Origin of the sequence: Pseudomonas sp. 21, assembly GCF_000955805.1 — a bacterium.
Lineage (GTDB): Bacteria > Pseudomonadota > Gammaproteobacteria > Pseudomonadales > Pseudomonadaceae > Pseudomonas.
In genome coordinates this window covers 352,734-377,765 of the sequence record NZ_JYOA01000001.1, presented here as the reverse complement: position 1 = coordinate 377,765, position 25,032 = coordinate 352,734, and the positions used below count along the sequence as shown (strand labels likewise).

The window sequence follows — 25,032 nt, the reverse complement described above, 5'->3', positions numbered from 1 at the left end:
TCGCGCCCATGGGGCGCTCCTACAGGGGGATCGGCGAGATCAGCCCAGCCGGAACACCAGTGCCTTCAGGCCGCTGTCTTCCTCGATATCGGCAAATTCCGGCGGGTTCTCCAGGCGCTCGACGAAGCGCAGCTGTGGCGCCTCGGCGGCCATGCCCTGGAGGAGGAAGTCGACGCCAACGGCCGGGTCGTTCACGCAGGCCAGTACGGTGCCGGCGCCGTCCAGCAGTTCCGGCAGGCGGCGCAGGACGCGGGCGTAGTCCTTGTCGAGGACGAAGCTGCCTTTCTGGAAGCTCGGCGGGTCGATGATGATCAGGTCGTAGGGGCCGGACTTCTTCACCTTGCCCCAGGACTTGAACAGGTCGTGGTCGAGGAAGCTGACCTTCGACAGGTCGTGGCCGTTCAGGCGGTGGTTGTCGCGGCCACGGCTGAGCGCGGCGCGGGCCATGTCGAGGTTGACCACTTTCTGCGCGCCGCCGGCGATGGCCGCCACGGAGAAGCCGCAGGTGTAGGCGAACAGGTTCAGCACGCGCAAGCCTTCGGAGTTGGCCTGCACCCACTGGCGGCCGTAGCGCATGTCGAGGAACAGGCCGTTGTTCTGCTTGCGGCCCAGGTCCAGCTGGTAGCGCAGCCCGTGCTCGGTGATCTGCCAGCCGTCGAATGCCTCGCCATGCAGGACTTCCATCGTGCTTTCCAGGGTGTAGCGGTGCTGCAGCATCAGGCTGCGGGCGCCGGTGGCGCGCCAGCTTTCGCTTTGCGCCAGTTCGACCAGCATCGCCCTGAGGGCCGCCAGCTCGTCTTCGGCAGGCTCGCGGAACAGCGAAACCAGCAGCACGCCTTCCAGCCAGTCTGCGGTCACGTGCTCCAGCCCCGGCCAGCGCCGGCCGCGCCCGTGGAACAGGCGGCGGGTCTCCGCGGGGGCGGGGTTCAGGGCCGCAAGCAGTTGCTCGCGCAGGGTAGCGATGGCGTCGGTGTTCATGCTTCGGGTCTTTCTACACAGGCGGATTCGGCGGATCGGGGCGGCGATTCTACGCGCTCAGGCGCCATGGCGCTGCACCCGCAGTTTTTCCTCCGGGCGCGGGGCGACGAAGTAGCGGTTGAGCGCCTCGTAGCCGGCCGGGTCCAGCGGCGCCGCCAGTGGTGCAATGGCATGGCGCGCCAGCAGGCGGCTGCGGCAGGTGGCCGGGTCGACGTCGAGGAAGTGCAGGCAGTGCGCGGCGCCGGCCTGTTGCGCCAGGTCGATCAGCCAGCGGCGGTCGGCCAGGGTATTGGCGGGGATGTCCAGCACCACGCTGGTGCCGGCGCGCAGCAGGCCGACCACGTGCGGCCCCATGACCTTGCGCACGCGGCGCGCGTAGAGCTGATAGTCGTCGGGGTTGCTGATGCCCCAGGGGAACAGCTCGGCCAGCCACTGTTCCTCGGCCAGCATCACGGTGCCCGGCGCCTCGGCCAGTTGCCGCGCCAGGCAGGACTTGCCCGACGCTGCCTTGCCGCACAGCAGGTGCAGCGTACCTGTCTGCGTGGTCATGTCGTCGCCTCCAGCAGGTCGGTGCCGTAGGAGTTGTCCACGGCGCAGCGCCAGGCGCCATCGGTCTCGCGGCGGAACACGTAGGTGGCGCGGCGGCTCAGCTTGCCGTGGCGGGTGTCGAGGAGGGTCTGCGCGACCACCAGGGCGGTGTCGCCGGTCTCGAGGATTTCCAGGCGCCCCTGGCGCACCCGCAGGTTGTGCCCGAAGTGCTCGGCGATGGCGACAAAGGCCTGGCGGATCTGCGCCTTGCCGCGCGCGAGCAGGCCGGGCTTGACCACCAGCAGGGCGTCATCGCTGTAGAACTCGATCAGCGCGTCGAAATCCTCTCGGCCGATGGCCTCGTCGGCGGTCTGGATGAGCGCTTGCAGCGGGTGAGGTGCCGTTTGGTTTGCCGGGTCCATCAGTGTCTCCTCGATCGGGAGCCTCGGACGGCGGGCATTAAAAAACCCGCCGGGAGGCGGGTTTGGTTGTTCGCGGAATGCGCTAACCCACCATCGGAGCGATGGTGGTAATAATCGGCTGGAAGGTGCGGTTGGCGGCATTCATGGCTCAGAAGCTATCAGAAGTTTCATACGTCGCGCCAGCGCTCTTTTTTTGCTGGCGGCATGGCATGATCGCGCCGCGCCATTGTCTGAGCACCATTCTTTCTCCACGCTGTAGCGGAGCCTTTTCATGCCATCCCCCCTCGCAACCCGCTTCCTGCACGCCCTGGCGTTGCTCACCGGGTTGGCCGCGTCCGTCGATACCCTGGCCGCGACTTGCCCTGCGGGGCAGCGCCAGGTCTGCCTGGACACCTGCATGTGCCTGCCAGACCTGGGTGCCGTGCTCGGCCCGGTGCTGTCGGATACCCGCAAGATGGCCGCCCAGGCATTGGCCGTCTGGCTGCAGCAGTCTCGCGATCAGGCCGTGCAGGGCGGCACCGAGCCGATTCCGCTGGAGATTCGCGCCCAGCTGCAGCCTTACTACCCCGACGACGTGCTCATGGCCGCACGCTATTCCATCGGTGCGCTGGATGACCTGAATGCCGGTCAGGCGATCATGCAGAACCCGGACACCGAGGCCGTCACGCTGGTGGATGTGATCGTCTTTCGCAGCGAGGACGATGCGCAGAAGGACGTCGCCCTCTGGGCCCATGAGCTGTGGCACGTGAAGCAGTACCAGGAGTGGGGTGTACAGGGCTTCGCCACGCGCTATTCCGAGGACTTCGACGCCGTGGAGGCGCCGGCCTACGAGATGCAGCGCCGGGTCGCCAAGGACCTGCGCGACGGCAAGGTCTCCGCGCAGAAGAACTGACCTCAGCGACTGGCGCTGGCCTCCGGTGCCGGCGTGCCGCCGCCGAGCGCCTTGCACAGGGCGATCAGCGTCAGGCGCAGCTGGGTGTCGCTGTCGACCACGTCGCGGCGTGATTGCAGGTAGGCGCGCTGGGCGTCCAGTTCCACCAGGAAGTCGGTCATGCCGCCGGCGTAGCGCGCCTTGGCCATGCCGTAGGCGATGTCGCTGCTGTGCAGTTTTTCCTGCAGGCGCTGGTTGCGCTGGCGTTCGGCGCCGTAGTGGCTCAGCGCGTCGTCCACTTCCTGCCAGGCCTTGAGCACGGTCTGCTGGTAGGACACTGCCGCTTCCTGCTGTTCCAGCTTGCGCAGGTTGACCTGCGAGCGGCGCCGGCCGTTGTCGAAGATCGGCAGCGAGAGGCTCGGGCCGACCGTCCAGGTGCGGCTGCCCCAGTCGCCGAACTTGCTGTCTTCCACCGACTCGTAGCCGAAGTTCGCGCCCAGGCGGATAGTCGGGTAGAGGTCGGCCACGGCCACGCCGATGTTGGCGGTGGCGGCGTGCAGCTGGGCTTCGGCGGCGCGGATGTCCGGGCGGCGGCGCGCCACTTCCGAGGGCAGGCCGAGGCTCAGGTCCGGTGTCTGCGGCGCGCTCTGCGCGACGGGTTTCAGGTCCTCGCGCAGGCTGCCCGGCTCGGCGCCGATCAGTACGCCGATCTGGTTGATCGCTGCGCTTTCGCTGGCCTGCAGTTGCGGCAGGCTGGAACGCAGCTCGGCGAGCTGGCCGCGCTGGCGTTCGACGTCGAAATCGTCCACCAGCCCGCCGTCGGCGCGCACCTGGATCAGCTGCATGGATTCCTCGGTGGCGGCGATGTCCTGCCGGGCCACGGCGATCTGTTGCTGCACGCCGCGCAGCTCGAAGTAGCTGCGGGCCAGCTCCGCCGAAACGCCCAGGCGGGTTTCCTCGAACATCGCCTGCTGCGCATCGACACTGGCATCGGCGGCCTCGATGGAACGACGGATGCGACCCCACAGGTCGGGTTCCCAGGAAGCGTCGAAACCGGCCTGGTAGAGCGTGAACGGCTCGGCCAGGACCTTGGCGATCTGGTCGCTGTCACCGGTGGGGGCGATGCGCTGGATCATCAGCGCGTTGGAGCCGTTCTCGCTCAGGCGCTGGCGATTCACCGCGGCCGAGGCGTTGACGTCCACGCCGCGCTGGGCGGCCACCATCTGCCGCTGCATGCGGCTCTGGGCGAAGCGCAGCACGGCAGTCTTGAGGTCCGGGCTGGCCTTGTCGGCGCGGCGTTGCAGGTTGTTCAGCACCGGGTCGTTGAACAGGGTCCACCAGTCCTCGCTGAGCCGGGTGGTGCCCTCCACCGGGTGCAGTTGTCCGTCGCCGGCGTGGGCGGCCTGCCAGCTCGCCGGCGCCTGGGTTTTCGGCGCTTCGTAGTCGGGGCCGACGGCGCAGCCGGCGAGGCTGCTGCCCAGCAGGGCCAGGGAGACGAAACGGGAAGTGAGGTTCATGGGTGACACCCTCTTGCAAAGCTAGTCATCCGAAGTGCGCTCGAAGCGTCGCGCGACATAGCCCACCAGCAGGCCGCCGAAAATGCCGATCACGCCGCAGGCGAGGCCCATGGAGCGGTTGGTCACCATGCCGACGTTCTTCACGTGGGTGGGCAGGCCCAGCAGGCCGATGAACAACAGCATCGCCGCCGACAGGGCGATCAGGTAGATGCCGCCCGCGCGCCAGGACTGGGTGGGAATGCCTTTCCTGCGGCAGTACCGGTGGCCCAGCCAGAACGGCAGCAGGAGCTGGGTGACTAGGAAGACGATGAAGCTGCTGGTGTCGCTCATGGCTGTCCATTTCCGAAGTTGGTCCTCGCCAGGGTATTGCATTCGTTCGCCATGCCGGGTGACCCGTTACGCAAGCCGGTGGCGGAACAGCCACGAGGCAAGCGGCAAGGTGACGGCAGCGACCACCAGCATGGGGATCAGGTTGTGCCAGACATCGGCCAGGGTCGCGCCCTCGAGGTAGACCCGCTGGATCAGGTCGATGCCGAAGCGCAGCGGGTTGGCGTAGGTCACGATCTGCAGGAACTCGGGCATGTTGCGCACCGGCGTGGCGAGGCCGGAGAGCAGTGTCAGCGGCATGATCAGCACGAAGGTGTAGAGCATCGCCTGCTGCATGTTCAGCGACACGGCGGAGATCGACATGCCTAGCCCGACGCAGGCGATGGTGAAGACAGTCAGCCCGCCGTAGAGGTTGAACAGCGAGCCGGCCATGGGTATTCGGAACCAGAACAGCGCCATCAGCAGCACCAGCGTGGCCTGCACCAGGCCGATGAGCAGCGGCGGGATGGCCTTGCCGAACATGATTTCCAGCGGCGTGTAGGGCGTCACCAGCAGCTGGTCGAAGGTGCCCTGTTCGCGTTCGCGGGCGACCGAGAGCGCGGTGAGCATCAATGTCTGCATCATGCTCAGGGTGGCGATCAGCGCGGGGATCAGCGGCCAGCGGGTTTCCAGGTTGGGGTTGTACCAGGAGCGGCTGACCACGCTGATCGGCGCCGAGGCCAGGCCCTGTTCGCGATTGAACTGGTCCACCACCACGGCCAGGCCGGCGGCGGCGGAGCCGGCGGTGTTGGAGTTGCGGCCGTCGAGGATGACCTGGATCGGCGCCGGGTCGCCCTGTGCCAGGCGGGTCTGGAAGTCTGACGGGATGTGGATCACCAGCAGCGCCTTCTGCTCGTCGATCACCGTCTGGATTTCCTCGACGCGGGTGAGCGTCGCCACCCGGTGGAAGATGCCGCTGCCGTCCAGCCGCGAGGCGAGGCGGGTGGAGGATTCGCTGTGGCTCAGGTCGAGGATGGCGTAGGGCGCGTCGTTGAGGTCGAAGGTCACGGCGTAGCCGAACAGCACGCTCTGCATCAGCACCGGCGCCACCAGCACGATGCGGTTGGCCGGGTCCTTGAGGATCACCAGCAGTTCCTTGCGCCACAGGTTGAGGATGCGCCAGAAAAATTCCATGCGAGTCAGTCCAGCCGCTTGCGCGTCACCAGCCGCGCCAGCCCCAGCAGGGCGACGGCGTAGGCGGCGAGGATGGCGCAGTTCTTGAAGATCATTGGCCAGAAGTCGCCGGCCAGGAACAGGGATTTCACCAGCTCCATGAAGTAGGTCGCTGGCAGCAGGTTGCCGATCACGCGGATGGCGGTCGGTACGTTGCGCAGGTCGAAGATGAAGCCCGAGAGCATCATCGCCGGCAGGAAGCTGGCGAGCAGGGCGATCTGGCTGGCGAGGAACTGGTTCTTGGTCACCGCCGAGATCAGCAGGCCGATGCCCAGCGCCACCAGCATGTAGAGCATCGAGGCTATCACCAGCACGACGAAGGAGCCGTAGATCGGCACGTCGAACAGGAAGCGCGCGGCGAGCAGGCACAGCGCCAGGCCGATCATGCCGATGCCGAAGCAGGGGATGATCTTCGCCAGGAGGATTTCTACCGGCCGCACCGGCGTGACGAACAGCGCCTCCAGCGTGCCGCGTTCCCATTCGCGGGCCATCACCAGGGCGGTGAGGAAGGCGCCCACCAGGGTCATGATCAGCACGATCAGCCCCGGCACCAGGTACCAGGTGCTGGTGTTGGCGGCGTTGAACCACATGCGCTGGACGATGGTGACCGCGCCAGCCTGGCTCGCCGAGCCGGCGCCACGGTCGGCCTGCTTCTCGCCGTAGCCCGCCAGCGCGCTGCTGACGTAGGTGGAAACACTGGCGGCGCGGGTGGCATCCGAGCCCTGCACCAGCACCTGGATCTGCGCGTGGCCGTCGTTGAGATTGCGGGTGAAATCGGAGGGGAACTGCACCACCGCGTCCACTTCGCGGGCGCGCATCAGCTTCTCGCCCTCGGCGAACGAACGCACCAGGTGTGGCTCCAGATACTCGGTGCGGCTGATCCCGGCGGCCACGTCGCGGGCCACGGGGGAGGGATCGTCGAGGACGATGGCGACGATGGCGCGCTTGACGTCCAGCGACAGGCCGTAGCCGAAGATCAGGATCAGCGCGATGGGCAGGCCGATGCCGATCAGCAGGTTGCTGCGGTCGCGCACCAGCTGCCGCACTTCCTTGCGGGTCAGCGAGGCGAGGCGCCACCAGAAGCCGCCGGCGCTCATGCGGCGCCTGCCTTGGCGTGCTGGCGGTTGCTTTCGACTATTTCAATGAACGCCTGCTCCATGTTCAGCGTGCTGCCCTGGCCGCCGGCCTGCTCGCGTACTTCCCGCGGCGTGCCCATGGCCAGCAGCTTGCCGGCGTCCTGGATGACGATGCGGTCGCAGTACTCGGCCTCTTCCATGAAGTGGGTGGTGATGATGATGGTGGTGCCGGAGGCTGCCAGCGCCGTGATGCGCTGCCAGAAGCCGCGGCGGGCGAGGGGGTCGGCGCCGCTGGTGGGTTCGTCGAGGAAGAGGATTTCCGGCTCGTGGAGCAGGCCGACCGCCATGGCCAGGCGTTGCTTGAAGCCGCCAGGCAGCTGGCCGCTGGGCGAATCCTCCTGACCGGCGAGGTCGAACTGCCGGGACACCACGTCCATTCGTTGCTTCAGCTGCTTGCCGCCCAGCCCGTAGGCGCCGCCAAAGAAGCGCAGGTTCTCGGCGACCGAGAGGTTGCCGTAGAGGGAGAACTTCTGCGACACGTAGCCCACCTTGCGCCGCGCCTGGGCCCGCGCGTGGCGCAGGTTGACGCCGGCCACCTGCAGCGTGCCGCTGGTGGCCGGCAGCAGCCCGCAGAGCATGCGGAAGGTGGTGGTCTTGCCGGCGCCGTTGGGGCCGAGCAGGCCGAAGATTTCCCCGCGGTGCACGCTGAAGCTGGTGCTGGCCACGGCGGTGAAGTCGCCGAACTTGCGCACCAGGTCCTTCACTTCGATCACCGTTTCGTCGTTGTCGGCGTGGCCCTCTCCGTGGCGACGGGTGCCGGCCTTGAGCGATTCCATGTCGACTTGTTCGGCATCGCTGCGGGCTCGCAGGAGGAACATGAAGCCGTCTTCCAGGCGCGCGTCCACCTGGCGCACCGGGGCGCCGTCGAGTAGCTGGTCCAGCTTGCCCTGATCCGCGTCGGGCTGGCGGATGAAGCGCACTTCGCCCGATTGCGGCACGGCATCGACGATGTTCTGGTGGTCGTCCAGCAGCCGCGCCTGGAGGGTGCGTGCAGGTTCGTCCTGGGGGGGAGTGGCGATGAAGCAGAGGTTGTCGGCGTGCTCGCGGATCGATGCCGGGTCGCCCTTGGCCATCAGCTGGCCCTGGTGCAGCAGGAAGACTTCGGCGCAGCGCTCGGCCTCGTCCATGTAGGAGGTGGAAACCAGCACGCTGAGCTGCTCCTGTTCGATCAGTTGCTGGATGATCTCCCACAGTTCGCGGCGTGACAGCGGGTCGACGCCGACGGTGGGTTCGTCGAGCAGCAGCAGGTCCGGCGAGCGAACCAGCGTGCAGGCCAGCCCGAGCTTCTGCTTCATGCCGCCGGAGAGCTTGCCCGCCGGGCGGTCGGTGAAGCGGGCCAGGTCGGTCATTTCCAGCAGGCGCTGGTAGCGCTCCTGGCGTTCCTTGTGCGGCACGCCGTGGAGGTCGGCGTAGAGGTCGAGGTTCTCCTGCACGCTCAGGTCTTCATAGAGGCCGAAGCGCTGCGGCATGTAGCTGATGCGGTCCTGGACCTGCTGCGGGTGGGCGTGGACGTCCAGGTCCAGCACGGTCAGCGTGCCGGCGTCGGCCTGCAGCAGCCCGGCAACCAGGCGCAGGAAGGTGGTCTTGCCGGCGCCGTCCGGGCCGACCAGGGCGGTGAGCTGGCCGCGCGGAATGTCCAGGCTGATGTCCTTGAGTGCCTGCACGGTCTTGCCTGACTCTTTCACCAGGAAGTGCTTGGCCAGGCCTGCGGCGCGGATGACCGGGCCTTCGGCGTGGGTTGCCTGAACCGAGGCCATCAACGCGGCTCGTCGGCGAAGCGCACCGTGGCCGGCATGCCCAGGCGCAGGCGGTTGTCCGGATCGGCCACCAGCACGCGCACTTCATAGACGAGGCTGGTGCGCAGCTCTTCGGTCTGCACCGACTTGGGCGTGAACTCGGCGACCGAGGAGATGAAGCCGACGTGGCCGTCGATGGCCTGGTCCGGGTGGCTGTCGGTGAACACCTGGGCCTTCAGGCCGGGCTTGATGCGGCCCAGGTTGGTTTCGCTGACATAGGCGCGAATCCATTTCGGATCGGTCAGGGCTAGCGAATACACCGGGCGCTGCGGCGAGGCCATGTCGCCGGGTTCCAGCAGGCGCGAGCGCACGGTGGCGTTCTGCGGTGCCTTGAGGTCGGCTTCGTCTAGGTTGTGCTGCAGCAGCGCCACGTCGGCTCGGGCGGCGGCCAGCTGGGCGTCGGCCTGGGCGATGTCTTCCGCGCGCGGGCCAATCTGCGCCAGGCGCAGGGACTTCTGCCGGTCTTCCAGCTCGGCCTGGGCAACCTTCTGCTGCGAAGTGGCGCTGTCGATGTCCTGCTGGCTGACGGCGCGGCCGCCGGGGCTGTTGGCGCGGATGCTCTGCAGCCGACGCAACTGGGTGTTGGCGAGGTCGAGCTGGGCGCGGGCAGCCTTGTCCTGGGCGCGGGCTCTGTCGATGTCCTCGGGGCGCGAGCCGTTCTTCAGGCGCAGCAGGTTCTGCTCCTGGGCGGCGATCTGTGCCTGGGCCTTGTCGATCTGCAGACGCAGGGCGCGAGTGTCGAGGCTGGCCAGCACGTCGCCGGCCTTCACCTGGTCGCCTTCCTCGACATTCATCTTCGCGATGCGCTCGCTGCCGGTGAAGGCCAGCGACACCTGGCGGATGTCCACGTTGCCGTAGAGCACCAGGCGTTTGTCACCGCTTTCGCGGGAGTGCAGGTACCACCACACTCCGCCCCCCAGCAGCAGCGCAACGAGCGCCACCAGTACCAGCTTCTTAGGCATTGCCCCATCCCTGATTCATGACAGCCCGGTGAAGGATAGACAGTTCTGCACCAGGCAAGCGGATCTGTATCAATGGCGCAACGCTCTAGCGTGCCGCTGGCGGAGACGCTGACCGCTCGACGCAGGATCAGCGCCTTGCATTCAATTCAATTCTTCGGTCGATCACTGCGCTGTTTCAGCGATGTCACCGCCGGGGGCTGCCGGGCGCGCCCATGCGGGTGGGGCAGTACGTTTCATCAGCTTCCGTGCCACGCTCCGAGCAGGCTGGTAGCGTGGAAGAGCACCTCTCGTGGAGGCACCGCCATGGGTAACGAAGAGAGCTTCCTGGCCCACCACCGATCTTCCTGGCATCTGCGCGCCCTGCGCATGCAGTGGTTCGGCCTGGTGTTGTTGTTCCTCGCCGCGGCCCTCGCGGCGCTCACCGACTTCCTCGACCAGAGTGGCGGCGTGGCGATCCTCGTTGCCTTTGCCCTGGTCGGCCTGCTGGCACTGCTGGTGGCGCGGCTGATCCTGCTGAGCCCGGCAGGCAGGCTGCGTGCTCGGCACCCGTGAGGCCTTGCCGCGGCGAAGCAGCGGGGCCTAGCGCCGCGGAATCGACTGCACCTGCGGCTGGATCTGCTGCTGCGGGATGCGCTGGTAGCCCATCTGCCCATCGTCCATGGGCGGTGGGGGCGGGGCGTCGGGGCGGTCGTGGTGAGTGCCGCAGGAGGAGCCACCGAGCAGCACGGCCAGCGCGCCGATCAGCAGCAGGAGGGTGGACTTGCGCATGTCGGTTCTCCCGGAAGATGACGGGATTCCAGTGAACGCGATAAGCCGGGCACGAGGTGTCCAGCCTGACGAATGGGCGCCTTTGCAACGAAGCGGCCAGGTCCGCCTGGCGATTGCTTGAAACCGCGTTCCGCGGGGCTTCCGGCTGTCGTGCAGATTGTCCCGGCTCAGCCATACTCATGCGGACTCCCCAGGCGCTGGGCCGGGGTAAAGGAGTGTGGGATGCTCGACTACGTTGCCCTGGGAATACTGATTTTCGCCGCCGTGGTGCTGTTCTACGGCATCATCATGCTGCACGACATTCCTTACGAGATCGCGGTGCACCGCGATCACCCTCATCAGGACGCGATCCACGCGGCCGGCTGGGTCAGCCTGTTCACCCTGCATGCGCTCTGGCCGTTCCTGTGGATCTGGGCGATGTTGTACCGCAAGGACCGTGGCTGGGGTTTCCACCACGGCAGAACGCCGCAGGCCGAGGCGGAATACCTCGAGGGGCAACTGGCCGAACTGCGCCAGCGCCTGGAGGTACTGGAAGGTCGCGCGCCCGGCGTCGCCCCGGCGGCGCCCGCCCCGACGCAACCGGGCGGGGAGGGCTGAGCCATGGACCTGTTGCTGATCCTGACCTACACCGCCTTCTGCATCGCCATCTTCAAGATCTTCCGCATCCCGCTGAACAAGTGGTCGGTGCCTACCGCCGTGCTTGGCGGCGTGGTGCTGATTGGCGCGCTGATCTTCACGATGAACTACAACCACCCGTACTCCGAGGTGGCGCGTTCCTATTTCGTTTCCACCCCGGTGATCCCGGTGGTGACGGGCCAGGTCATCGAGGTGCCAGTGAAGGGCAACGAAATGATCGAGAAGGGCACGGTGCTGTTCCGTATCGATCCCAAACCCTTCCAGCTCAAGCTGGACTCGATCAGGGCGCAGCTGGTGTCGGCGCGCGCCGACCAGTCCCGCGCTCGCGAACTGGCCCTGCGCAATGTTGGCAACAAGCGTGACGTTGATCTGACCACTGCTCGCGTCGATGACCTCAATGCCCAGCTGGCGCTCGCCCAGTTCAACCTCGACAACACCGTGGTGCGCGCGCCGTCTCGTGGCTTCGTGACCCATGTGTCGCTGCGCCCGGGGATGATGGCGACACGCTTGCCGTTGCGCCCCTCGATGGTCTTCGTGCCGGACGAGGGGCACTATTTTGCTGCCTGGATGCGCCAGAACAGCCAACTGCGACTGACCGCCGGGGATGAGGCGGAAGTAGCCTTCGACGGGATTCCCGGCAAGGTCTTCACCGGCAAGGTGAAACAGGCGATCGGGGTGATCGGCGAGGGCCAGGTGCAACCGTCGGGAACCCTGCTCAGCTATACGGGATCCCCGCCGCCGGGGCGCGTACCGGTCATCATCGAGATCACCGACCCGGACTATGCCCAGTACGCCAGCCTGATGCCGGGCGGTGCGTACGGCCAGGCGGCGATCTACAGCCAGCACTTCCACCATGTGGCGATCATGCGCAAGATCCTCCTGCGCATGGCGGCCTGGATGAACTACATCTTCCCGTTCCACTGACCCGAAAGGTAGGCCGGCGCCCTGTCCGGGGGCGCCAATCCGCGGCGCCCGCGGGCGCCGCGCGAGACCATGCGGGGAAGGGAACAGCGCGGTCTTCTCCGTGACACCCGGCAACGTCGATATGCCAACTGGAGAACACCATGAAGTCCACTGTCGCGTTGTGGTCCCTGCTGTTGTTGCCGTTACTGCAAGGCTGCGCGGAAAAGCAGGTCCAGCCGGAAGAATACTCCGGCTTCCTGTATGACTACTCCCGTCTCACCGAACAGGAAAACGCCTCGGGCACCAAGGTCCTGGCCTGGATCGATCCCAAGCTGAACCTGATGAACTACCGCAGCATCGTCATCGAGCGTTCGCAGTTCTACCCGGCGCCCAAGGCCACCGATCAGCTCTCGCAAGCGACGATGACGCAGATCACCGACTACTACGACAAGGCGCTGCGCCGCGAACTGGGCCAGGTGCTGCAGGTCGTCGACAAGCCGGGCCCTGGCGTCCTGGTGCTGCGTCCGGCGATCACCGCGGTGAGCAGCCACACCCAGTCGCTCAAACCCTATGAAGTCATCCCGATCGCCCTGATCGCCGCCGGGGTCAGCACCGCGACCGGTATCCGCGACCAGGACACCCAGATAGCCACCGAAGCTGCAATTCTCGACGGCCCCTCCAGTCGCGTGGTCGCCCAGGTGGTGCGCAAGGGCACCGGGCATGCCCTGGAGAACGATAGCCAGGCCATGGCCGCCAGCGACTTCAAGGGAGTGCTCGACGGCTGGGCCCGCGACATGCGCCTGACCTACAGCAAACTGCGCGAACTCAGGTAGTTCACGTCATTCAGGCAATCCCGCTCGTCCGCCAGGACCTGCAAACCCACCTGCAAACCTGCTCTCCGTGCGGCGCCCATCGTGGCGCCGCATCGGCCTGTCATGAAATGAAAAGCCCCTGTCGCACGATGTGAAGCCTCCCGCCCGGCCCCTGCCTATTGTCCGCTCAAAGGGCGCTTGCCTGCTCCAAACGGGGCGCCCAAGACAACAATACAACTGGAGATTCCGGCCATGGCCAAAGCCGTTCGTTTCTATGAAACAGGGGGACCCGAAGTCCTGCGCTACGAGGACGTGGAGGTCGGCGAGCCCGGCCCGGGGCAAGTGCGTATCCGCCATGTGGCGGTGGGCCTGAACTACGCCGACACCTACTTCCGCAATGGCACCTACGCCGTCCCGCTGCCCAGCGGCATGGGCGTGGAAGCCGCCGGCGTAGTGGTCGCGGTGGGCGAGGGTGTCACCAACGTCGTGCCCGGCGACCGCGTCACCTACACCGGCTTCATCAACACCCTCGGCGCCTACAGCACCGAGCGCCTGGTACCGGCGGCGCCGCTGATCCGCCTGCCTGAGAACATCGCCTTCGAGACCGCTGCCGCCATGACCATGCGCGGCCTGACCTCGGCCTACCTGCTGCGTCGCATCCACGACTTCAAGCCCGGCCAGAGCATCCTGCTGCACGCCGCTGCCGGCGGTGTCGGGCTGATCGTTGCGCAGTGGGCCAAGCTGCTCGGCCTGCGCGTGATCGGCACCGTCTCCAGCGACGCCAAGGCCGAGATTGCCTTCGCCCACGGCTGCGAGCACGTCATCAACTACAGCCAGGAAGGTGTCGCCGAGCGCGTGCGTGAACTAACCGAAGGCCGTGGCGTGGACGTGGTCTTCGACAGCGTCGGCAAGGACACCTTCATGACCTCCCTGGAGTCGCTCAAGCGCCGTGGCCTGATGGTCTGCGTCGGCACCGCTTCGGGCCCGATCCCGCCGTTCGATCCGGTGCTGCTGGCGATGAAAGGCTCGATCTTCCTCACTCGCCCGGCCCTGGCCGACTACATCGCCGACCCGGCGGAAAAGGCGGCGCTGCTGGACGAGCTGTTCACCCACGTGGGCAACGGCGACATCCGCATCGAGATCAACCAGCACTACGCGCTGGAAGATGCCGTGCAGGCCCACCGCGACCTCGAGTCGCGCAAGACCACCGGCTCGTCGATCTTCGTCATCTGAGGGCGCCGCCATGCACGTAGAACGTCTGACCTGCAGCATCGGCGCCGAAATCTCCGGGGTGAACCTGGGCGACGCCTCTCGCGATGAAGGCCTGTTCGCCGAGCTGCGCGAGCTGCTGCTCAAGCACAAGGTGCTGTTCCTGCGTGACCAGGACATCACCCGTGCCGAGCACGTGGCTTTCGCCCGTCGCTTCGGCGAGCTGGAAGACCACCCCGTGGCCGGCAGCGACCCGGAGCATCCGGGCCTGGTGCGCATCTACAAGACCCCGGACCTGCCCAACGACCGCTACGAGAATGCCTGGCACACAGACGCCACCTGGCGCGAGGTGCCGCCGCTGGGCTGCGTCCTGCGCTGCGTGGAGTGCCCGCCGGTGGGTGGCGACACCATGTGGGCGAACATGGCCCTGGCCTACGACATGCTCCCGGCCGAGATCAAGGAGCGCATCGAGAAGCTGCGCGCCCGCCACAGCATCGAGGCCAGCTTCGGTGCGGCCATGCCGACCGAGAAACGCCTGGCGCTCAAGGCGCTGTATCCCGATGCCGAGCACCCGGTGGTGCGCACCCACCCGGAAACCGGCGAGAAGGTGCTGTTCGTCAACGCCTTCACCACCCACTTCACCAACTACCACACGCCGCAGAACGTGCGCTTCGGCCAGGACGCCAACCCCGGCGCCTCGGACCTGCTGCGCTACCTGGTGAGCCAGGTCTACATCCCCGAATTCCAGGTGCGCTGGCGCTGGAAGAAGAACGACGTGGCGATCTGGGACAACCGCTGCACCCAGCACTACGCGGTGATGGACTACCCGCCCTGCGTGCGCCGCATGGAGCGCGCCGGGATCATCGGCGACAAGCCTTTCTGAGCCCTCTCAACAAGAACAATTACGGAGATCGACATGCAATTCTTCGACGATTCGCTGCACCCCGAGAACCAGGAAAAGGTGGTCATCACCACCGCTCCCTACGGCCCCGAATGGATGCCCGAGGACTTCCCCGAAGACATCCCGGTGACCATGGACGAACAGGTCCAGAAGGCCGTGGACTGCTACGAGGCCGGCGCCACCGTGCTCCACCTGCACGTGCGTGAACTCGACGGCAAGGGCTCCAAGCGCCTGTCCAAGTTCAACGAACTGATCGCCGGCGTGCGCGAGGCCGTGCCGGACATGATCATCCAGGTCGGCGGCTCGATTTCCTTCGCCCCGGAAAGCGACGGCGAAGCGGCCAAGTGGCTGTCCGACGACACCCGCCACATGCTCGCGGAGCTGACCCCCAAGCCCGACCAGGTGACGGTGGCGATCAACACCACCCAGATGAACATCATGGAGCTGCTCTATCCGGAGTACCTCAAAGGTACCTCGCTGGAGAATCCGCTCTACCAGGCGGCCTACAGCGAGATGACCGTGCCGGCCGGCCCGGCCTGGGTCGAGGAGCACCTGAAGCGCCTGCAGGCGTCGGGCATCCAGCCGCACTTCCAGCTGACCGGCATGCACGCCCTGGAAACCCTCGAGCGCCTGGTGCGCAAGGGCGTCTACAAGGGCCCGCTGAACCTGACCTGGATCGGCATCGGCGGCGGCTTCGACGGCCCCAACCCGTTCAACTTCATGAACTTCGTGCACCGCGCACCGGACGGCGCCACCGTCACCGCCGAGTCGCTGCTCAAGAACGTCCTGCCGTTCAACATGATGGCGATGGCCATGGGGCTGCACCCGCGTTGCGGCATCGAGGACACCATCATCGGCCAGCACGGCCAGCGTATGACTTCGGTCGAGCAGATCCAGCAGTGTGTCCGCGTCGCCCATGAGCTGGGCCGCGAGGTCGCCAGCGGCAAGGAAGCGCGCGCCATCTACAAGATCGGCGTGCAGTACGACAGCGTCGAGGAAACCCTGCGCATGAACGGCATGGCGCCCAACCGCCAGCCGGGCCAGAAGTCCGTCCCGCAACGCGCGTGACAGGCTCCAGTGCGGGTTCTGCCAGTAACCCGCACTGGTTTTTATCCCAGAACAACAAGAATCCACTGACTCACCCGGAGAGCTAGCACCATGGCCATCCACTCCGTCGCCCTGGGCGACATCCCTGCCACCGTGCCCAGCGTGCCACGCCGCTATGCCTGGGTGGTGTTCGCTCTGACCTTCGGCCTGTTGATCTCCGATTACATGTCGCGTCAGGTGCTCAATGCCGTATTCCCGCTGCTCAAGGTCGAATGGGCCTTGAGCGATGCACAGCTCGGCCTGCTCAGCGGCATCGTCGCGGTGATGGTGGGCCTGCTGACCTTCCCGCTGTCGCTGCTCGCCGACCGCTGGGGCCGCGTACGCAGCCTGGCGCTGATGGCCATGCTGTGGAGCGTGGCTACCCTGGCCTGCGCCCTGGCGCAGACCTTCCCGCAGATGTTCGCCGCGCGCTTCTTCGTGGGTGTCGGCGAGGCCGCTTACGGCAGCGTCGGCATCGCCGTGGTCATCTCGGTGTTCCCGGCAAACCTGCGCGCCACCCTGACCGGCGCCTTCATGGCCGGCGGCATGTTCGGCTCGGTGCTCGGCATGGGCCTGGGCGGCGTGCTGGCCGCGCACCTGGGCTGGCGTTGGGCCTTCGCCGGCATGGCACTGTTCGGCCTGCTGCTGGCGCTGCTCTATCCGCTGATCGTCAGCGAGAAACGCATCGCCCCGGTGGCCGCCGCCGAAGCGCCGCGCCAGGCCGGCGGGCGCTCCCTGCGCAGCCTGTTCGGCAGCCGCTCGGTGATCGCCGCCTACCTGGGCAGCGGCCTGCAGCTGTTCGTCGCCGCCGCGGTGATGGTGTGGATTCCCAGCTACCTGAACCGCTACTACCACCTGGATACCGGCAAGGCAGGGATGATCTCCGCGGTGATCGTGCTGGTCGGCGGCAGCGGCATGGTGCTCTGCGGCATCCTCTGCGACCGCCTGGGACGTTCCAACCCGCCGCGCAAGATCATCCTCGCCATCGGCTTCTGCCTGGCCAGCTGCGTGCTGCTGTCCATCGCCTTCCACCTGCCGCCGGGCACGGCGCAGCTGAGCCTGATCTGCCTGGGCATGCTGGTCGCCGCCGGGACTTCCGGGCCGTCCGGCGCCATGGTCGCCAACCTCACGGCGCCGGCGGTGCATGGCACCGCCTTCGCCACCCTGACCCTGGCCAACAACCTGCTGGGCCTGGCTCCCGGCCCGCTGCTCACCGGCGTGCTGGCCGACCGCATCGGCCTGGACCGTGCCTTCCAGCTCATCCCGCTGCTGAGCATTCTCGCCGCGCTGGTCTTCCTCTACGCCCGCCGCCACTACCACAACGACATACACCGCCTGCGCGGTGAAGAGGAGGGCGCCTGATGCCGACTCTCAACCTGGACATGACTTTCGACTTCATCTGCCCCTGGTGCCTGATCGGCAAGCGCAACCTCGACGTTGCGCTGCGCCTGCTGGCGCGCCAGCGTCCGGAACTGCAGGTGCGAGTGAACTGGCTCGGCTTGCAGCTGCTGCCGCAGCTGCCGATGGAGGGCGAGCCCTTCGCCGAGTTCTACCAGCGCCGCCTGGGCGGCAAGCGTGCCGTGAAGGCGCGCATGGGCGAAGTGCGGCGGGCGGCGGAGGGCGCCAAGGTCGACCTCGATCTCGAGCGCATCCTCACCATGCCCAACACCACCTATGCGCACCGGGTGTTCCAGCGCGCAGTACACGTGGGCAGCGAGAACCAGAAGGAACAGCTGCTGGAGATGATCTTCCGCGCACACTTCCAGCTGGGCCAGGACATCGGCAATCGTGACACCCTGCGCCGCTTGTTGCGCGCCTGTGATTTCGACGTGGCCGACTTCGACGAAGCCCTGGCCGACGGCGCGCGCCAGTTCATCGGCCGCCGCGTGGCCCTGGCCGATTCCAGTGTGCCGATGTTCCTGCTCGAAGGCCGCGCCTTCGCGCTGGGCGGGCAGAGTCCGGACCAGCTGCTGGCGGCCCTCCACCGAGCGCTGGAACGACAGCTTCCGGAGGCAAGGTCGGCATGAACGCTGTCGTCCGGATTCCTGCTGAGCGCCTGCCGGCGCGCGGCGGCAGAAGCCTGTTCCATCACGAGAAAGGCATCTTTCTGCTGTTCGATATCGACGGCGAACTGCACGCCATCGAAGACAGCTGCCCCCACGCTGGCGCCTCGCTGTTCAGCGGCCGCCTGGATGGCCGCTGGCTGCAGTGCCCGGCCCATGGCCTGCGCTTCGATGTGGCCACGGGTTGCCCGGCGGGTATCAAGGGCTTTGGCCTGCGCCGGCACGGGATTTCCTGGGTCGCAGGCGAGTGCCATGTGGTGATCGCCGACCAGGAGGTGCCAGCATGACCACGCTGACGATTTCCGCGCTCGGCACCCGCAGCCGCACGCTGCTGCCGGGCCTGTTGGTCAGCGCCATGGTGGCGGCCGCCGCGACCTTCCTCTCCGAGCACTACGGGGCGCCGGTAATGCTCTTCGCGCTGCTGCTCGGCCTGGCGATGAATTTCCTCTCCGCGGACAGCGTGTGCAAGGCCGGCATCGAGTTCACCGCCCGCGAAATCCTCCGCCTGGGCGTGGCATTGCTGGGCATCCGCATCACCTTCGGGCAGATCGCCGAGCTGGGCTGGCAGCCAGTGATCATGGTGGTGGTGCTGGTGACGGTGACCATCCTGGTCTCCATCGCCGCCGCCCGAGCCATGGGCTTCAACTTCCTCTTCGGCCTGCTCACCGGCGGCGCCACGGCCATCTGCGGCGCCTCGGCGGCGCTGGCCCTGGCGGCGGCGCTGCCGGCGCACACGCAGAAGGAAAAGGCGACGCTGTTCACCGTGCTCGGCGTGTCGGCGCTGTCGACCCTGGCGATGATCCTCTACCCGATGATCGTCCGTTCACTGGGCCTGCCGCCGCTGCAGGCGGGGGTCTTCCTGGGTGGCACCATCCATGACGTGGCCCAGGTGGTTGGCGCCGGGTACAGCCTGTCGAAGGAAGTCGGCGACAGCGCCACGGTGGTCAAGCTGATGCGCGTGGCGATGCTGCTGCCGGTGATCCTCTGCGCGGCAATGATCACCCGCGCCCGTGGGGTGGAACCGGGCGACAAGCGTCCGCCGCTGCTGCCGTGGTTTGCCGTGGGTTTCGTGCTGTTGGCCGCCGTGAACAGCACCGGCTATCTGCCGTCGATGCTGGTAGAAGCCGGCGGTAAGCTGTCGCAGTGGTGCCTGGTGATTTCCATCGCGGCGCTGGGCATGAAGACCCAGCTCAAGGCGCTGGCGACGGTGGGGGTGAAGCCGATCCTGCTGATGGTGGGGGAGACGGTGTTTCTGGCGGTGCTGGTGTTGGGGATGTTGCGCGTCACCGGTTGACTGGCGCGTGGCGAATATCGATCGCGGACGGAGTCCGCTCCTACGCGCGGATTGGCTGTCGTAGGAGCGGACTCCGTCCGCGATTTTATTTGGGTGCCTGCCCAGCCTTAGCTTGACCTCAAGCGGGTCACGCCCACTTCAAGTGCGTTCGCGAGCAAGCTCGCTCCTACAGGGTGAAGACGGTGGGCTGTTCGTAGGAGCGAGCTTGCTCGCGAACCGCACGGCACCGTTCCCCACAGGGAAAAATCACTCCCCCTCCCGCCCCAGATGCTCCTTGCGCCACGCCGCCGGCGACATCCCGTACTGCACGGCAAACCAGCGGGTGAAGGAGCTGGGCATCGAGTATCCCAGCAAATCCGCGATGCGCCCCAGCGAATAGCGCGGGTTCTCCATGTAGCGCAGCACCAGCTCGCGGCGGACCTCGTTGATCAGGTCGGAGAAGGTCACGCCGTTGTCTTCCAGCCGCCGTTGCAGCGTGCGCACGTTCAGCCCCAGCGACTGGGCGATCTGTTCGATGGTCGCGCGGCCCATGGGCAGCAGCAGGTAGATCGACTTGCGCACTTCGTTCAACGTGCTGCCGTCGGTGGCGCCGGGCAGGGAGTCGACGAAGCTGCGCGCATGCCGCGCCATGGCCGGGTCGGCCATGGGGTTGGCGGCGTCGAGGTCGGCGGCGGGAATGACGATGCCGTTGAACTCGCTGCCGAATTCGATCTTGCAGCCGAACAGCCGGCGGTGAACCTGCATGTCCGCCGGGGCGTCGTGGCTGAAGTTGACGCTGACCGGTCGCCAGTGCGGGCCGAGGAGGGCGGCGCAGAGGCGGTAGAGGGTGCCCAGGGCCAGCTCCAGGCCCTGGCGCATGGGCATCGGCGGCACGGTGAGGAGCTCTTCGCGCAGGATCGCCAGCTTGCCTTCCTGGTCGATGTACAGGGCCAGGGATTCGTTGAGCAGGTGGCGGTAGCGAATGATGGTGTCAATGGCCTCGCGCAGCGTCGCCTGGTGCGAGAGCAGCAGGCTGATCACGCCGAAGTCGGCGAGCTGGCGCGATTCGGCCATGCGCAGGCCGAAGGTCTCGCAGCCGCTGATGCGCGCCGATTCCTCCAGCAGGGTCACTGCCGTTGCAACGGGGATACGTTGCTCCGGGTGCTCGAGCATGGATTGGGACAGGCCCGCCGCACTCAGCTGCTGATGCGGGTTGAGGCCCAGGTGGCGGGCCACTTCCAGGTAGTTGGTGAGGGCCGCAATGCGAACCATTGGGGTCATGCCGATCGCCTTCTTGTTCTTGTGGTTGCTCCGTGCCGTCGGGAGTCCGTGGACGCCTGGTGGCCAGAGTGCACGCTGGCTGGGTCGATGACGTCAGATTCTAGCGACAGCTGTAACCAATCGTGTACGAAAGTTCGCACTTCGACCAGTGCCTGCGGCGCTCTGGAATGCGCCGTAGGTCCCGGTATGCCCGGTGGCCGTGGAGCCCGCGGGACATCAGGCTGGCCGGGGGCTGTCATCAAATGCGAAGTGCCTGACGCTCAATGCAAAGCACCTTCACCGGGGCATCTCTACTGTCTGTCCAACAAGTTCGAAATCACCCAAAGGTGAACCGGTGAGCAACAACAAGACTTCCACCACCGTCCTCATGGTCCCCGGCTTGCGCGATCACGTCGCCGAGCACTGGCAGACCCTGCTCCAGCAGCGCCTGCCCAAGGTTCGCAGCGTACCGCCGCTGACCGAGAACAAGCTGGACCTGAATGCCCGCGTCGACGCCATCCAGCGTGAGCTGGAAAGCATCGACGGCGAGGTGATCCTGGTCGCCCACAGTGCCGGTGTCCTGATGGTCGCTCACTGGGCGGCACGCTACAGCCGACCGATCAAGGGCGCGCTGCTGGCTACCCCGCCGGATCTCGACGGCGACTGGCCGGCCCACTATCCCAAGCCGGCGGTCCTGGCCGAAATGGGCTGGTCGCCACTGCCGCTGGAGCCGCTGCCATTCCCCACGCTGGTGGCCTGCAGCGACAACGACCCGCTGGCGAGCCCTGAGGCTGTGCAGCGCATGGCTCGCCACTGGCGCGCCAGCCTGGTGGAACTGGGCCGTGTCGGCCACCTCAACCCCGCTTCGGGATTCGGCGACTGGCCAGAGGCCGAGGCGCTGATCCAGATGCTGGATACCTGATTCAGCCAGGCCACTGAGAAACCAAGCAACCCCCGGTTCCGGCGTTCGCGCCGGGGCAGGCCCCCGTGCGCCCTGGCGCACGGCCAAAGGGGCTGCGGGACGGGCCCGGAAAGCGTCCCGACCACAACAAGAAACGGAGCACACGCATGCATCACCAGAGCAATCCGCATAGTCCCCTGCAGCGCTGCCTGCTGGCGACCGCAGTCCTCGCCGCCATGGCCGGCCAGCCCCTGCAGGCCTTCGAGCTGGACACCGGCAACCCGGACCTGTCGATCCGCTTCGACAACACCGTCAAGCTCAGCTATGGGCAGCGCGTCGAGTCGCCCAACAGCAAGATCGCCGGCACCGCCAACACCAACGACGGCGACCGCAACTTCTCCTCCGGCACCCCGGTGACCCAGCGTTTCGACCTGCTCAGCGAGCTGGACTTCGTCTACCGCGAGAGCATGGGCTTCCGCCTCTCCGCGGCCGGCTGGTACGACCATGCCTACGATGATGTCGGCTCCGACAACCCGTTCCCCGGCCAGAAAGGCAACGCCGGCCACCTGGTCAGCCGCAACGGTACGGTGATCGCCCCGCGCGGTGCGCAGCCGGCCACCCATGGCCTGAGCAACTTCGCCGACCGCTACTACAACGGCCCGTCCGGCGAGCTGCTCGATGCCTTTGTGTTCGCCAGCCACCAGGTCGGCGATGACATGCAGCTCAGCGGCAAGCTCGGCCGCCACACGATCTACTGGGGCGAGACGCTGTTCAGCGCCGCCAACGGTATCAACTACGGCCAGTCGGCCCTGGACCTGGGCAAGCTCTACAACGTGCCGGGCACCGAGGCGAAAGAGCTGTTCATGCCGCGCAACCAGCTGTCCGCCTCGCTGACGGTGAACCCCGAGCTGACCCTGGCCGCGCAGTACTTCCTCGAGTTCGAGAACTCGCGCTTCCCCGAAGGTGGCACCTACATGGGCCCCTACGACATGCTCAACGACGGCGGCAACGTCTTCTGGCTGCCGCTGCCTGCGCAGAACGCCTTCTACGGTGCGCCGCGCGGCCATGATCGCGAGCCGGACGACACCGGCGACTTCGGCCTGATGGCCAAGTGGAGCCCGGAATGGCTCGACGGCACCCTGGGCTTCTACTACCGCAATACCTCCGACACCCTGCCGGCGGTGCTGGTGAACGCCCCGAACCTGCACAAGGCCGGCCTGGCCGGCCTGCAGGGGATGAACTACGTCACCGCCTACGCCGATGACATCGACATCTACGGCATCAGCCTGTCCAAGGAAATCGGCGGCGTCAGCGTCGGCATGGACCTGAACTACCGCGAGAACATGCCGCTGGCGAGCAACTTCACCACGGTCAACTCCACGCTCTATGCAGCGGCCAAGCGCGGTCTGGTCAATGGCGCCAACCTGATCGGCGAGATGCCCAGCGACGGCGACACCGGCCTTGCTCGCGGCAAGACCTTCCACGTCGTGCTCAACGGCCTGGTGACCTTCGGCGCCACCCCGTTGTGGGACGCCTCGTCGCTGGCCGTGGAAGGCACCCTGACGCACCTGGTCGACGTCACCGAAGGCGAGCAGACCTTCAAGGGCGACTCCAGCTATCACGGCGTCGACAAGGTCACCACCAACGCCTACGCCATGTCCGCCAACTTCACCCCGACCTGGTACCAGGCCTTCCCGGGCGTCGACCTGTCCATGCCCATGGCCTACAACGTCGGCCTGCACGGCAACTCGGCGGTGCAACTGGGCGGCAACGAAGACGCCGGCAGCTACTCGGTCGGCGTGGCCGCGGACTTCCACCAGAAATACCGCCTGGACCTGAAATACGTCGACGCCTTCGGCCCCTTCGATACCTGTGAAAGCGGCCGCGACAACAACACCCCCGGCGCCAACGGCCAGTACCAGTGCATCCCCGGCCAGATCACCTCGCAAGGCGGCCTCGCGCCCCTGCTGAAGGACCGCGGCATGGTCACCGCCTCCCTGAAGGCCACCTTCTGATTTCACCCCAGGCCTCGACTTCGAGGCAGGAGAAAAACAGCATGAACTTCAAGCCCACCCTGATCGCCACCGCCCTTGGCCTGACCCTCTGCGGTCTGGCCCAGGCCGCCGTCTCCCCGCAGGACGCCGCCCAACTGGGCAGCACCCTGACCCTGGTCGGCGCCGAGAAAGCCGCCAGCAGCGATGGTTCGATTCCCGCCTATGCCGGCGGCCTGACCACCGCCCCGGCCAGTTTCAAGGCCGGCGACAGCATGCGTCCGGACCCGTTCGCCAGCGACAAGCCGGTACTGGTGATCGACGGCAAGAACGTCGACCAGTACAAGAACGAGCTGTCGGCCACCACCGTCGAGCTGGCCAAGCGCTATCCGACCTTCCGCGTCGACGTCTATCCGACCCACCGCAGCGCCGCGCTGCCGGACACCGTGCTGGAGAACAGCAAGAAGAACGCCGTCACCGCGCAGTCCCTGGAAGGCGGCACCGCCATCGACAACGCGCTGCCGGGCGTACCGTTCCCGATTCCGAAGACTGGCGCCGAGGCGATGTGGAACTTCCTGCTGCGCTACCAGGGCGTGAACATCAAGGCCAAGTACGACTCCTGGAACGTCGATGCTTCCGGCAGCGCCAACCTCGCCACCACCGGCCAGGCCTTCATCAACTACCCGGTGTATGAAGACCTCACCCAGCCGGTGAAGGGTTCCGAGGTCTACTACCAGATGAAGCTGTACTACAGCGGCCCGGCCCGCCGCGCCGGCGAGGCGATGATGCTCAAGGACGCCGCCAACCCGCTGCAGCAGCCGCGCCGTGCCTGGCAGTACCTGCCCGGCCAGCGCCGCGTGAAGCTGGCGCCGAACCTCGCCTACGACACCCCGAACCCCGGCATGGCCGGCGCCGGCACCTACGACGACGTGTTCGTCTTCAACGGCGCGCTGGACCGCTATGACTGGAAGCTGGTGGGCAAGCAGGAAATGGTCGTGCCCTACAACACTTACCGCCTGACCTACGCCAGCGACATCAAGCCGGTAGTCACGCCCAACCACCTCTCGCCCGACTACGTGCGCTGGGAGAAACACCGCGTATGGGTTGTCGAAGGCACCCTGAAGTCCGGCGCGCGGCACATCTATGCCAAGCGTCGCTTCTACCTCGACGAAGACAGCTGGGTGGCCCTGGCCTCCGACCAGTACGACGCTCGCGGCCAGCTCTATCGCGGCTCCTTCGCCTTCCTCAGCCAGAGCTACGACAAGCGCATCCCGGACGCCACGCCGTTCATGATCTACGACCTGACTGCCGGCTCCTACAACATCAACGGCGTCGTCGGCCCGTACGGCGGCATCAGCTACATCGACCCGCTGGCCAAGACCCAGTGGTCCCCCGAGGCGCTGGCCGGTAGCGGCATTCGCTGACCAGGGGCGCGGCGGCCCGGCCTGAAGCCAAGCGGGGCCGCCGCGACTTCTGCAGC

The 25,032-nt window shown here is 66.8% G+C and carries 26 protein-coding genes; 15 read left to right on the top strand and 11 right to left on the bottom strand.

The genetic code is table 11. From position 1 onward, the window contains the following. Positions 1 to 39: 39 nt before the first annotated feature. From UB43_RS01620 to UB43_RS01610, 3 genes are read right to left on the bottom strand one after another with little or no spacing between them, the layout of a single operon-like run. Positions 40 to 978: a class I SAM-dependent methyltransferase gene (locus tag UB43_RS01620; protein WP_045207735.1), complete on the bottom strand. Its 939-nt coding sequence runs from the start codon at positions 976 to 978 to the stop codon at positions 40 to 42. A gap of 57 nt (positions 979 to 1,035) precedes the next feature. After that, complete coding sequence (locus tag UB43_RS01615; protein WP_045207733.1) at positions 1,036 to 1,527, bottom strand: ATP-binding protein; 492 nt, start codon at positions 1,525 to 1,527, stop codon at positions 1,036 to 1,038. Next, positions 1,524 to 1,928 carry an SgcJ/EcaC family oxidoreductase gene (locus UB43_RS01610; RefSeq protein ID WP_045207731.1) on the bottom strand — a complete coding sequence of 135 codons (405 nt, stop codon included), beginning with the start codon at positions 1,926 to 1,928 and terminating at the stop codon, positions 1,524 to 1,526. The genes UB43_RS01615 and UB43_RS01610 overlap by 4 nt, the downstream gene beginning before the upstream one ends. A 271-nt stretch (positions 1,929 to 2,199) precedes the next feature. Here UB43_RS01610 and UB43_RS01605 point away from each other — a divergent pair, with 271 nt between their 5' ends. Beyond that, positions 2,200 to 2,820, top strand: a complete 621-nt coding sequence (locus tag UB43_RS01605) for a DUF4157 domain-containing protein (RefSeq protein WP_045207729.1) — start codon at positions 2,200 to 2,202, stop codon at positions 2,818 to 2,820. Between the two features lie 2 nt (positions 2,821 to 2,822). Here the strand turns inward: UB43_RS01605 and UB43_RS01600 are convergent, their stop codons facing one another. From UB43_RS01600 to UB43_RS01575, 6 genes are all read right to left on the bottom strand, one after another. After that, on the bottom strand, positions 2,823 to 4,316 hold the full coding sequence (locus tag UB43_RS01600; protein ID WP_045207727.1) for an efflux transporter outer membrane subunit: 1,494 nt from the start codon (positions 4,314 to 4,316) through the stop codon (positions 2,823 to 2,825). Positions 4,317 to 4,337: 21 nt separating this feature from the next. Beyond that, positions 4,338 to 4,646: a hypothetical protein gene (locus UB43_RS01595; protein ID WP_045207724.1), complete on the bottom strand. Its 309-nt coding sequence runs from the start codon at positions 4,644 to 4,646 to the stop codon at positions 4,338 to 4,340. A 66-nt stretch (positions 4,647 to 4,712) separates the two neighbouring features. Further along, positions 4,713 to 5,816, bottom strand: a complete 1,104-nt coding sequence (locus UB43_RS01590) for an ABC transporter permease (protein ID WP_045207722.1) — start codon at positions 5,814 to 5,816, stop codon at positions 4,713 to 4,715. A 5-nt stretch (positions 5,817 to 5,821) separates the two neighbouring features. Further along, entirely contained in the window at positions 5,822 to 6,952 is a 1,131-nt protein-coding gene (locus UB43_RS01585) for an ABC transporter permease (RefSeq protein WP_045207720.1), read from the bottom strand. Next, positions 6,949 to 8,748, bottom strand: a complete 1,800-nt coding sequence (locus UB43_RS01580) for an ATP-binding cassette domain-containing protein (protein ID WP_045207718.1) — start codon at positions 8,746 to 8,748, stop codon at positions 6,949 to 6,951. Before UB43_RS01580 ends, UB43_RS01585 begins: the two co-directional genes overlap by 4 nt. After that, positions 8,748 to 9,749, bottom strand: coding sequence for an HlyD family efflux transporter periplasmic adaptor subunit (locus tag UB43_RS01575; protein WP_045207716.1), 1,002 nt, complete (start codon positions 9,747 to 9,749; stop codon positions 8,748 to 8,750). Before UB43_RS01575 ends, UB43_RS01580 begins: the two co-directional genes overlap by 1 nt. 303 nt (positions 9,750 to 10,052) lie before the next feature. Here UB43_RS01575 and UB43_RS28760 point away from each other — a divergent pair, with 303 nt between their 5' ends. Further along, positions 10,053 to 10,301 carry a hypothetical protein gene (locus UB43_RS28760; RefSeq protein WP_052969481.1) on the top strand — a complete coding sequence of 83 codons (249 nt, stop codon included), beginning with the start codon at positions 10,053 to 10,055 and terminating at the stop codon, positions 10,299 to 10,301. Positions 10,302 to 10,328: 27 nt separating this feature from the next. On the opposite strand, the gene UB43_RS01565 is transcribed toward UB43_RS28760, so the two are convergent. After that, positions 10,329 to 10,517: a hypothetical protein gene (locus tag UB43_RS01565; RefSeq protein ID WP_045207712.1), complete on the bottom strand. Its 189-nt coding sequence runs from the start codon at positions 10,515 to 10,517 to the stop codon at positions 10,329 to 10,331. A gap of 222 nt (positions 10,518 to 10,739) precedes the next feature. Between UB43_RS01565 and UB43_RS01560 the strand changes: the two genes are divergently transcribed. From UB43_RS01560 to UB43_RS01515, 10 genes are all read left to right on the top strand, one after another. Further along, positions 10,740 to 11,114 (top strand): DUF3302 domain-containing protein, encoded by a 375-nt coding sequence (locus UB43_RS01560; RefSeq protein ID WP_045207710.1) that lies wholly within the window; start codon positions 10,740 to 10,742, stop codon positions 11,112 to 11,114. A gap of 3 nt (positions 11,115 to 11,117) precedes the next feature. After that, entirely contained in the window at positions 11,118 to 12,077 is a 960-nt protein-coding gene (locus tag UB43_RS01555; protein WP_045207708.1) for an HlyD family secretion protein, read from the top strand. Positions 12,078 to 12,217: 140 nt separating this feature from the next. Beyond that, a complete protein-coding gene (locus UB43_RS01550; RefSeq protein WP_045207706.1) occupies positions 12,218 to 12,889 on the top strand; it encodes a DUF3313 domain-containing protein in 672 nt (223 codons plus the stop codon). 231 nt (positions 12,890 to 13,120) lie between these two features. Further along, positions 13,121 to 14,101, top strand: a complete 981-nt coding sequence (locus UB43_RS01545) for a quinone oxidoreductase (protein WP_045207704.1) — start codon at positions 13,121 to 13,123, stop codon at positions 14,099 to 14,101. Between the two features lie 10 nt (positions 14,102 to 14,111). After that, positions 14,112 to 14,960 carry a TauD/TfdA family dioxygenase gene (locus tag UB43_RS01540; protein WP_045207702.1) on the top strand — a complete coding sequence of 283 codons (849 nt, stop codon included), beginning with the start codon at positions 14,112 to 14,114 and terminating at the stop codon, positions 14,958 to 14,960. A 33-nt stretch (positions 14,961 to 14,993) separates the two neighbouring features. Then, positions 14,994 to 16,046, top strand: a complete 1,053-nt coding sequence (locus tag UB43_RS01535; RefSeq protein WP_045207701.1) for a 3-keto-5-aminohexanoate cleavage protein — start codon at positions 14,994 to 14,996, stop codon at positions 16,044 to 16,046. A 90-nt stretch (positions 16,047 to 16,136) separates the two neighbouring features. Beyond that, on the top strand, positions 16,137 to 17,426 hold the full coding sequence (locus UB43_RS01530) for an MFS transporter (RefSeq protein ID WP_045207699.1): 1,290 nt from the start codon (positions 16,137 to 16,139) through the stop codon (positions 17,424 to 17,426). After that, the gene (locus UB43_RS01525; protein WP_045207697.1) at positions 17,426 to 18,091 is read left to right on the top strand and encodes a DsbA family protein; all 666 of its coding nucleotides are present in this window, start codon (positions 17,426 to 17,428) and stop codon (positions 18,089 to 18,091) included. Before UB43_RS01530 ends, UB43_RS01525 begins: the two co-directional genes overlap by 1 nt. Continuing rightward, entirely contained in the window at positions 18,088 to 18,414 is a 327-nt protein-coding gene (locus UB43_RS01520) for a Rieske 2Fe-2S domain-containing protein (RefSeq protein ID WP_045207695.1), read from the top strand. Before UB43_RS01525 ends, UB43_RS01520 begins: the two co-directional genes overlap by 4 nt. Next, positions 18,411 to 19,421: a YeiH family protein gene (locus UB43_RS01515; RefSeq protein ID WP_045207693.1), complete on the top strand. Its 1,011-nt coding sequence runs from the start codon at positions 18,411 to 18,413 to the stop codon at positions 19,419 to 19,421. Before UB43_RS01520 ends, UB43_RS01515 begins: the two co-directional genes overlap by 4 nt. 246 nt (positions 19,422 to 19,667) lie before the next feature. Here UB43_RS01515 and UB43_RS01510 read toward each other — a convergent pair whose 3' ends face one another. After that, positions 19,668 to 20,672 (bottom strand): AraC family transcriptional regulator, encoded by a 1,005-nt coding sequence (locus UB43_RS01510; RefSeq protein WP_052969480.1) that lies wholly within the window; start codon positions 20,670 to 20,672, stop codon positions 19,668 to 19,670. A gap of 376 nt (positions 20,673 to 21,048) precedes the next feature. On the opposite strand from UB43_RS01510, the gene UB43_RS01505 reads away from it, so the two are divergent. The 3 genes from UB43_RS01505 (at position 21,049) to UB43_RS01495 (ending at position 24,976) form a co-directional block, all read left to right on the top strand. Continuing rightward, the gene (locus tag UB43_RS01505) at positions 21,049 to 21,582 is read left to right on the top strand and encodes an alpha/beta hydrolase (RefSeq protein ID WP_045208855.1); all 534 of its coding nucleotides are present in this window, start codon (positions 21,049 to 21,051) and stop codon (positions 21,580 to 21,582) included. A 146-nt stretch (positions 21,583 to 21,728) separates the two neighbouring features. Beyond that, complete coding sequence (locus tag UB43_RS01500; protein WP_045207688.1) at positions 21,729 to 23,576, top strand: DUF1302 domain-containing protein; 1,848 nt, start codon at positions 21,729 to 21,731, stop codon at positions 23,574 to 23,576. 41 nt (positions 23,577 to 23,617) lie between these two features. Further along, positions 23,618 to 24,976: a DUF1329 domain-containing protein gene (locus UB43_RS01495; RefSeq protein ID WP_045207686.1), complete on the top strand. Its 1,359-nt coding sequence runs from the start codon at positions 23,618 to 23,620 to the stop codon at positions 24,974 to 24,976. The last annotated feature ends 56 nt before the right edge of the window (positions 24,977 to 25,032 follow it).